This is a genomic window from Streptococcus sp., from assembly GCF_019414905.1.
In the GTDB taxonomy this organism is placed as follows: domain Bacteria; phylum Bacillota; class Bacilli; order Lactobacillales; family Streptococcaceae; genus Streptococcus.
Genome location: NZ_DXLC01000059.1, coordinates 1 through 5,295, shown reverse-complemented (window position 1 = coordinate 5,295; position 5,295 = coordinate 1). Strand labels below are relative to the sequence as shown.

Below are 5,295 nucleotides of genomic sequence, written 5' to 3'. Positions count from 1 at the left end.
CAGATGGTAAACCGCACGATGGGCGTGCACCAGACTACGATGACTGGACAAGCGAGTCTGAAAATGGCTACAAGGGTCTAAATGGCGATATTCTTGTCTGGAATGAATCTCTGGGTGGAGCCTTTGAGTTGTCTTCTATGGGGATTCGTGTAGATGAAGAAACCCTTCGCCGTCAGGTAGAAATTACCGGTGATGAAGACCGTTTAGAATTGGAATGGCACAAGGCTTTGTTGAATGGCCTATTCCCGTTGACAATCGGTGGAGGAATTGGACAATCTCGAATGGCTATGTTCCTACTTCGCAAGAAACACATCGGAGAAGTGCAAACAAGTGTTTGGCCTCAAGAAGTCCGCGATACTTACGAAAATATTTTGTAGAGAATCGAACCGCAAGGTTCGATTTTCTTTCTCTTTTCGCCCATAATTTGGTATAATAAACGGTATGAAAATCGTATCAGGAATCTATGGGGGACGTCCCCTCAAGACACTAGAAGGCAAGACGACAAGACCTACTTCGGATAAGGTTAGGGGAGCTATTTTTAACATGATTGGTCCCTACTTTGAAGGTGGACGAGTCTTGGACCTTTATGCAGGTAGTGGTGGTTTATCTATCGAGGCAGTCTCGCGTGGCATGTCCAGCGCTGTTTTGGTGGAACGAGACCGTAAGGCTCAGGCTATCGTGGCTGAAAATATTCGGATGACCAAGGAAGTTGGAAAATTTCAACTCCTCAAGATGGATGCAGAAAGGGCATTGGAACAGGTATCTGGGAACTTCGACCTCATTTTCTTAGACCCTCCTTATGCCAAGGAACAAATCGTAGCAGATATTGAAAAAATGGCTGAGAAAGAGTTTTTTTCTGAAGATGTCATGGTCGTGTGTGAGACGGATAAGGCCGTTGAACTTCCAGAAGAAATTGCCTGCCTGGGCATCTGGAAGGAAAAGATTTATGGAATTAGTAAGGTGACGGTCTATGTCAGATAAGATTGGCTTATTCACAGGCTCATTTGATCCGATGACAAATGGGCATCTGGATATCATTGAACGGGCGAGCAGACTTTTTGATAAGCTCTATGTCGGTATTTTTTTTAATCCCCACAAACAAGGATTTCTCCCTCTTGAAAATCGTAAACGGGGGTTAGAAAAGGCTGTGAAACATTTGGGAAATGTTAAAGTTGTGTCTTCTCATGATGAATTGGTAGTTGATGTCGCAAAAAGACTGGGGGCTACTTGCCTAGTGCGGGGTTTGAGGAATGCAGCGGATTTGCAATATGAAGCCAGTTTTGATTACTACAACCATCAGCTGTCTCCTGATATAGAGACAATTTATTTACATAGCCGACCTGAACATCTCTATCTCAGTTCATCCGGTATTAGAGAGCTATTGAAGTTTGGTCAGGATGTTGCCTGCTATGTTCCTGAGAGTATTTTGGAGGAAATAAGAAATGAAAAAAAAGATTAGATGGCCCTTATATGTCATTGCGGCCTTGATTGTGACTTTCTTGGCATTTGTAGTGCCTTTGCCCTACTATATAGAGGTTCCAGGTGGTTCGGAAGATATTCGCCAAGTCCTTAAAGTCAATGACACAGAAGATAAGGAAGCTGGGGCCTATCAATTCGTTACGGTTGGTGTCCAGCACGCTACTTTAGCCCATATGATTTATGCGTGGTTGACGCCTTTTACAGATATTCGTAGTGCCCAAGAGACTACAGGTGGCTCTTCCGATGTTGAATTTATGCGGATCAATCAATTCTACATGCAAACATCACAAAACATGGCCAAGTATCAAGGACTAAAAACAGCTGGTAAGGATATTGAACTAAAATACCTTGGGGTTTATGTTTTGACTGTGACAGATAATTCAACCTTTAAAGGGATTCTCAACATCTCTGATACCGTCACAGCAGTCAATGATCAGACCTTTGACAGTTCCAAAGATTTGATTGATTATGTCAATTCTCAAAAATTAGGGGACTCTGTCAAAGTAACCTATGAAGAGGATGGGCAAACCAAATCTGCAGAAGGAAAGATTATCACCTTGGAAAATGGCAAAAATGGAATTGGAATCGGCTTGATTGACCGTACAGAAGTAACCAGTGATGTCCCAATTCGCTTTTCAACAGCTGGTATCGGTGGTCCAAGTGCAGGTCTCATGTTTAGTCTAGCCATCTATACCCAAATAGCAGACCCAGGCCTTCGTAATGGCCGCATTGTTGCCGGTACAGGAACCATTGACCGTGATGGTAATGTGGGGGATATTGGAGGTATTGATAAAAAAGTTGTAGCTTCGGCTAGAGAAGGTGCTGCTATTTTCTTTGCCCCTGATAACCCTGTTAGCGAAGAAGAACAAAAAGCACATCCTGATGCTAAAAACAACTACCAAACAGCCCTGGAAGCAGCCAAAACAATCAAGACGGATATGAAAATCGTGCCTGTTAAAACCCTACAAGATGCAATTGATTACTTGAAACACAATCCCTAGTTTTTAAGGGAAGTTTCCAAACTAGCGCACAAACAGAGAAGATGGTATAATAGTCAAATGGTTCAATTATTATTCACTCTAAGCAGTCACATGCTCTTTATTTATGTGAGTTTTTACCTTTTAAAGAATCTTGTTAGATGGGAAAAGGTTTTAAAAGTGACAGCTGAGAATACAGGAAAAGTTCGTTTACTAGTAGCCTTTTTCAGCATTGTAATGGGCTATATCATGAGTTCTTTCTTTATCAGCCTGTATCAGTTGTGGCAAGAAGTACTTAGAGGATTATTATAAAATCAAATGTAAAGGAAATAAGTATGGAAAAAATTGTGGTTCAAGGTGGCGATAATCGTCTGGTAGGAAGTGTTACGATCGAAGGAGCAAAGAATGCAGTCTTGCCCTTGTTGGCAGCGACTATTCTAGCAAGTGAAGGAAAGACTGTTTTGCAGAATGTTCCTATCCTGTCAGATGTTTTCACTATGAATCAGGTGGTTCGCGGTTTAAATGCCAAGGTGGATTTTGATGAGGAAGCTCATCTTGTCGAGGTGGATGCGACTGGCGATATCACAGAGGAAGCTCCCTACAAGTATGTTAGCAAGATGCGCGCATCTATCGTTGTCTTGGGACCAATTCTTGCCCGTGTAGGTCATGCCAAGGTATCCATGCCAGGTGGTTGTACGATTGGTAGCCGTCCTATTGATCTTCATTTGAAAGGTCTGGAAGCTATGGGGGCTAAGATTAGTCAAACAGCTGGTTACATCGAAGCCAAGGCTGATCGCTTACATGGAGCTCATATCTATATGGATTTCCCAAGTGTTGGTGCTACTCAGAACTTGATGATGGCAGCGACGCTGGCTGATGGGGTGACAGTGATTGAAAATGCTGCGCGTGAGCCTGAGATTGTTGACCTGGCCATTCTCCTCAATGAAATGGGAGCTAAGGTTAAGGGTGCTGGTACAGAGACCATTACCATTACCGGTGTTGAGAAACTTCATGGTACGACTCACAATGTAGTCCAAGACCGTATCGAAGCAGGAACCTTTATGGTAGCTGCTGCTATGACTGGTGGTGATGTCTTGATTCGAGACGCTGTCTGGGAGCATAACCGTCCCTTGATTGCCAAGTTGCTTGAAATGGGAGTGGAAGTGACAGAGGAAACTGAAGGAATTCGAGTTCGCTCTCAACTAGAAAATCTAAAAGCTGTTCATGTGAAAACCTTGCCCCACCCAGGATTTCCAACAGATATGCAGGCTCAATTTACAGCCTTGATGACCGTCGCAAAAGGCGAATCAACTATGGTGGAGACAGTTTTCGAAAATCGTTTTCAACACCTAGAAGAAATGCGTCGCATGGGCTTGCACTCTGAGATTATCCGTGATACAGCTCGTATTGTTGGTGGACAAGCTTTGCAGGGAGCGGAAGTTCTTTCAACTGACCTTCGTGCCAGCGCAGCCTTGATTTTGACAGGTTTGGTAGCACAAGGAGAAACTGTAGTTGGTAAATTGGTTCACTTGGATAGAGGTTACTACCGTTTCCATGAGAAGTTGGCACAGCTAGGTGCTAAGATTCAGCGGATTGAGGCAAGTGATGAAGATGAATAAGAAATCAAGCTACGTAGTCAAGCGTTTACTTTTAGTCATCCTGGTACTGATTTTAGGTGTTTTAGCCCTAGGAATCGGTTTAATGGTAGGCTATGGAATCTTGGGCAAGGGTCAAGATCCATGGGCCATCCTGTCTCCAGCAAAATGGCAGGAATTGATTCATAAATTTACAGGAAATTAGGCTGGAAAACCAGCCTTTTTTAAAGATAAGGAGAAATATGAACAAAAAAACAAGACAGACACTAATCGGACTGCTAGTGTTATTGCTTTTGTCTGCAGGGAGCTATTATATCAAGCAGATGCAGTCGACAGCTAATAGTTCCAAAACCAAGCTTAGTCAGAAAAAACAAGCGCCTGAAGCTCCTAGTCAAGCATTGGCAGAAAGTGTCTTAATAGACGCAGTCAAGAGTCAAGTAAAAGGGAGTCTGGAGTGGAATGGCTCAGGTGCTTTTATCGTCAATGGCAATAAAACAAATCTAGATGCCAAGGTTTCAAGTAAGCCCTACGCTGATAATAAAACAAAGACAGTGGGCAAGGAAACAGTGCCAACCGTAGCAAATGCCCTCTTGTCTAAGGCTACTCGCCAGTACAAGAATCGTGAAGAAACTGGGAATGGTTCGACTTCTTGGACTCCTCCAGGCTGGCATCAGGTTAAGAATCTAAAGGGTACTTATACCCATGCGGTCGATAGAGGTCACTTATTAGGCTATGCCTTAATCGGTGGCTTGGATGGTTTTGATGCCTCGACTAGCAATCCTAAAAACATTGCTGTTCAAACAGCCTGGGCAAATCAGGCACAGACCGAGGATTCGACTGGTCAAAATTATTATGAAAGCATGGTGCGTAAGGCCTTGGATAAAAACAAGCGTGTCCGTTACCGTGTAACTCTTTATTATGCTTCAAACGAGGATTTAGTTCCTTCAGCTTCACAGATTGAAGCCAAGTCTTCAGACGGAGAATTGGAATTCAATGTTCTAGTTCCCAATGTTCAAAAAGGGCTTCAACTGGATTACCGAACTGGAGAAGTAACGGTTACTCAGTAAAATACAAAATAAACTCCTATGTCACTTGTGGATATAGGAGTTCTTTCTTACTAGTTTAAGCAGGGTTACAATAGACACTAATACTCAATGAAAATCAAAGTGCAAACTAGGAAGCTAGCCGCAGGTTGCTCAAAGCACAGCTTTGAGGTTGCAGATAAAGCTGACGTGGTTTGAAGA

The 5,295-nt window shown here is 43.1% G+C and carries 7 protein-coding genes and 1 pseudogene; all 8 read left to right on the top strand.

From position 1 onward, the window contains the following. Positions 1–377, top strand: a pseudogene (locus QZ359_RS01570) (asparagine synthetase A); the annotation flags it as partial. 64 nt (positions 378–441) lie between these two features. Beyond that, positions 442–981: a 16S rRNA (guanine(966)-N(2))-methyltransferase RsmD gene (gene rsmD / locus QZ359_RS01565; RefSeq protein WP_060806088.1), complete on the top strand. Its 540-nt coding sequence runs from the start codon at positions 442–444 to the stop codon at positions 979–981. Then, entirely contained in the window at positions 971–1,459 is a 489-nt protein-coding gene (gene coaD, locus QZ359_RS01560; RefSeq protein ID WP_060806089.1) for a pantetheine-phosphate adenylyltransferase, read from the top strand. The genes rsmD and coaD overlap by 11 nt, the downstream gene beginning before the upstream one ends. Further along, positions 1,443–2,480, top strand: coding sequence for a SepM family pheromone-processing serine protease (locus QZ359_RS01555; RefSeq protein WP_261023488.1), 1,038 nt, complete (start codon positions 1,443–1,445; stop codon positions 2,478–2,480). Before coaD ends, QZ359_RS01555 begins: the two co-directional genes overlap by 17 nt. Before the next feature lie 57 nt (positions 2,481–2,537). Further along, a complete protein-coding gene (locus QZ359_RS01550; RefSeq protein ID WP_285388586.1) occupies positions 2,538–2,768 on the top strand; it encodes a DUF1146 family protein in 231 nt (76 codons plus the stop codon). Positions 2,769–2,791: 23 nt separating this feature from the next. After that, a complete protein-coding gene (gene murA / locus QZ359_RS01545; RefSeq protein ID WP_077804678.1) occupies positions 2,792–4,075 on the top strand; it encodes a UDP-N-acetylglucosamine 1-carboxyvinyltransferase in 1,284 nt (427 codons plus the stop codon). Continuing rightward, complete coding sequence (locus QZ359_RS01540; RefSeq protein ID WP_004245549.1) at positions 4,068–4,256, top strand: DNA-directed RNA polymerase subunit beta; 189 nt, start codon at positions 4,068–4,070, stop codon at positions 4,254–4,256. The genes murA and QZ359_RS01540 overlap by 8 nt, the downstream gene beginning before the upstream one ends. 37 nt (positions 4,257–4,293) lie before the next feature. Next, complete coding sequence (endA, locus tag QZ359_RS01535) at positions 4,294–5,118, top strand: DNA-entry nuclease EndA (RefSeq protein WP_293955945.1); 825 nt, start codon at positions 4,294–4,296, stop codon at positions 5,116–5,118. The last annotated feature ends 177 nt before the right edge of the window (positions 5,119–5,295 follow it).

Excerpts from the sequence above, each read along its gene's own strand:
- rsmD (WP_060806088.1), top strand. The coding sequence starts at position 442 with ATGAAAATCGTATCAGGAATCTATGGGGGACGTCCCCTCAAGACACTA.
- coaD (WP_060806089.1), top strand. The coding sequence starts at position 971 with ATGTCAGATAAGATTGGCTTATTCACAGGCTCATTTGATCCGATGACA.
- QZ359_RS01555 (WP_261023488.1), top strand. The coding sequence starts at position 1,443 with ATGAAAAAAAAGATTAGATGGCCCTTATATGTCATTGCGGCCTTGATT.
- QZ359_RS01550 (WP_285388586.1), top strand. The coding sequence starts at position 2,538 with ATGGTTCAATTATTATTCACTCTAAGCAGTCACATGCTCTTTATTTAT.
- murA (WP_077804678.1), top strand. The coding sequence starts at position 2,792 with ATGGAAAAAATTGTGGTTCAAGGTGGCGATAATCGTCTGGTAGGAAGT.
- QZ359_RS01540 (WP_004245549.1), top strand. The coding sequence starts at position 4,068 with ATGAATAAGAAATCAAGCTACGTAGTCAAGCGTTTACTTTTAGTCATC.
- endA (WP_293955945.1), top strand. The coding sequence starts at position 4,294 with ATGAACAAAAAAACAAGACAGACACTAATCGGACTGCTAGTGTTATTG.